Raw genomic sequence first — 2,674 nt, forward strand, 5'->3', positions numbered from 1 at the left:
CCGCGCGATTGTCTACATTCGCTCGCTCACACAGAGCGGCCGCCTCGACGCCGCCCTCGATTTTCATCAGGTCCACGCCGTCAGACGAGCGGCGTGATCACCAGGTGAGCTGCACCCCACCTCCGCGGCGAGGAGGCTCGCAGGCTCGCCACCATCGCCGCTACGGTGTCGCAAAGGCTAACGTTCGGCGCTGAGAAGAGATGCATGTCGCACGCCATCACTACCGAGATTAAAGCGCTACTTCGCACGCGAACAAAGTCCTCTGCGTTCGAATCCGCGAAGCGACTTATCGCATTTAAATCGAAGGTCGCCAGCTCGAAGATCATCAATGCGCTTCGACCGGAGCTGAAAGATTTTCATCGCGAGGCATTGGTCTACGCGTTGACCTTTCGCTGCGACGTCGAAGGCATCGACCCCCTCGTCGCGCTCCTCTCGGACGACAAAGAAGTTCCACGCATCCGTGGTCAGGCCGCAGAAGGCATCGCGTACAGCCTTGAATCGGTTCGGCGCTCATCTACACGGTGGCGGCGAGCAGTCGAAGCGATCCTCCAAGGACTCGGCGATCCTGCCCACGAAGTTCGTTTCTGGTGCGTATTCGCGGTCGCGACCCTGAAAATCCGCGCGGCCGCTTCCGCGCTTGAAACACTCGCGGCGTCTGACGAGGCGATCAGCGTTCTTGGCTGGACCGTTGCGGAGGAGGCGAAGGACGCGCTGCATGTTCTCCGCACCGGTAGCTGGCCATCTCCCGATGCAAGCGACCGTCATGAAGCATGTCGTGGCTGAACGCTCTCGGCGGCCGTGTGAACTCGCCGCGAGCCGCCTCGCAGCTCGAGCGCCGAACACGGGCCTGCGCGCAGGGGTCGAGAGTCGCCGCTGCGCGGCGACCCTCGACACACCTCCGGTGTAGCGAAGGCAAATATTCGGCGCTCGAAGAATTGCTGTCGAAGAATATTTGTTGGCTCGATCGTTTTTATTGGTGCGGTTGCCGGCTGTCGAGACAGAGCGCGTCCTGACGCAGAAGATCCCGGACACACGGCAACAGCCTTGGTAGAATGAAGGCATGGTCAGCATCTCAATCGAGCTCACCGACGAGGAAGCTACTCGGCTTCGGGAGCGAGCGTCCTCCCTCTCGGTCGCTCCGGAGCAGCTCGCTGCAGCCGTCCTTCGGGACGGACTGAATGAGCCAGCGGACGAGTTCGAAACCTTGGCACGACGCATTATCGATAAGAACCGCGAACTCTATTCTCGTCTTGCATGATTCGATATCTGTCCGTTCGCGAAGTTCTGCGGCTTCACCGACTCCTCATGGTGCAATCTGGTGGCGCGGCAACGGTTCGCGACCTCGCCGGAATTGAGTCTGCCGTTGCGCAGCCACGCATGACCTTTGGTGGCGACGACCTCTATCCGACCTTGTCGGAGAAGGCGGTCGCGATCGGGTTCTCGCTGATTCGGAATCATCCTTTCACGGACGGCAACAAGCGCGTCGGGCATGCCGCGATGGAATTGATGTTGGCGATGAACGGCTTTGACTTGGTTGCCCCCGTCGACGCGGCCGAGGCGATCATCCTCGGAGTCGCCGCCGGCGACCTTGAACGTGAAGCGCTACTTGCGTTTGTTCAGCGGTGGTCGAAGTCGAGGTGAACGGCTCCCGGTAGGACTGCGCGCGATGCGAGGCCGCATCGCGCGCGGCGCCGAACACGGGCATTTGCGCTGGCTCGCCTCGCTCCGCTCGGCGAGACACTGCGGCCGAGGCCGACCCTCGTACCTCGGGATCGACCTGGCCTTGTGTCGCAAATGCTAACGTTCGAGACGGGTTGAGAGCTTCGTGACAGTACGGTCTTTGTCTCTCCCCGCGTAGTTGTTGTGTGGCATTTTTGGGGGCTCTTGAACGCGCCGCGCTGGAAATTCTTGCCAGAGATTGTCCGAAGGACCGAGGCGGGTCAGTGTGGCGCCGGTCAAGGAGTGCCATGGGTCTTCGGGTGTTGTTTGTCGTAAACGCGGTCGCCATGGGTGCTGCGGCGATTGTCCTTGTTGTGGCCCCGGCGCTCATCGCTGGCGCGGTTGGCCTCTCCGTCGATGCCGATGATGCCTTCGCCTACGACCTGCTCGCAGCCTCGGAGCTAGGCCTCGCGGTCTTGTGCTTGACGGCGCAGGCCAGCAAAGACACGGCCGTAGAACGAGCCGCGGTAATCGCTTTGATCGTCTTTCACGCCGCGTCCGGTTTCGCTGGCGTCCGCGCATGGCTGCACGGCGCCGACGTTGTGGTGCTCCTCAATGTCGGCCTGCGCGTTGTCATGGTCGTCGCCTTTGCCGTGCTCGGCCTGCGCCGGGGACGCGCGCCAAACCGTGCGTAAGGCTCAGGAGGCTCGAATGCCCGAAACGGCTTTCAGCTCCACTCGTCAGCGAGAACTATCCCCGCGTCCCGTTCAGCCGCCGGTCTGGCCCTCGACCGGTCTTCGCTCGACGCAATGTTCGCGCTCGAGTTGGTTCGCGCTCGAAGTGCTCACGCGCCAAGATCCCGCTCAGCCAGCCTTTCCCCGAAACAGCTTTTCAGCTTCATTCTTCAACGAGAACTATTGCCGCGTCCCGTTCAGCCGCGGGTCTGGGCCTCGAGCGGTCTTCGCTCGACGCATGTTCGTGCTCGAGTTGTTTCGCGCTCGAAGTGCTCACGCGC

General features: G+C 62.1%; 3 protein-coding genes. All 3 read left to right on the top strand.

Annotated elements, in window-relative coordinates:
- Positions 1 to 204: 204 nt before the first annotated feature.
- The 3 genes from ACLL97_RS07190 to ACLL97_RS07200 all read left to right on the top strand — a co-directional run bounded on the left by ACLL97_RS07190 (position 205) and on the right by ACLL97_RS07200 (position 2,354).
- Positions 205 to 783 carry a HEAT repeat domain-containing protein gene (locus ACLL97_RS07190; RefSeq protein WP_411279793.1) on the top strand — a complete coding sequence of 193 codons (579 nt, stop codon included), beginning with the start codon at positions 205 to 207 and terminating at the stop codon, positions 781 to 783.
- A gap of 471 nt (positions 784 to 1,254) precedes the next feature.
- A complete protein-coding gene (locus tag ACLL97_RS07195; protein WP_411279794.1) occupies positions 1,255 to 1,641 on the top strand; it encodes a type II toxin-antitoxin system death-on-curing family toxin in 387 nt (128 codons plus the stop codon).
- 365 nt (positions 1,642 to 2,006) lie between these two features.
- Positions 2,007 to 2,354 (top strand): hypothetical protein, encoded by a 348-nt coding sequence (locus ACLL97_RS07200; RefSeq protein WP_411279795.1) that lies wholly within the window; start codon positions 2,007 to 2,009, stop codon positions 2,352 to 2,354.
- Positions 2,355 to 2,674 lie beyond the last annotated feature (320 nt).

This window comes from Gemmatimonas sp., assembly GCF_046594945.1.
Lineage (GTDB): Bacteria > Gemmatimonadota > Gemmatimonadetes > Gemmatimonadales > Gemmatimonadaceae > Gemmatimonas.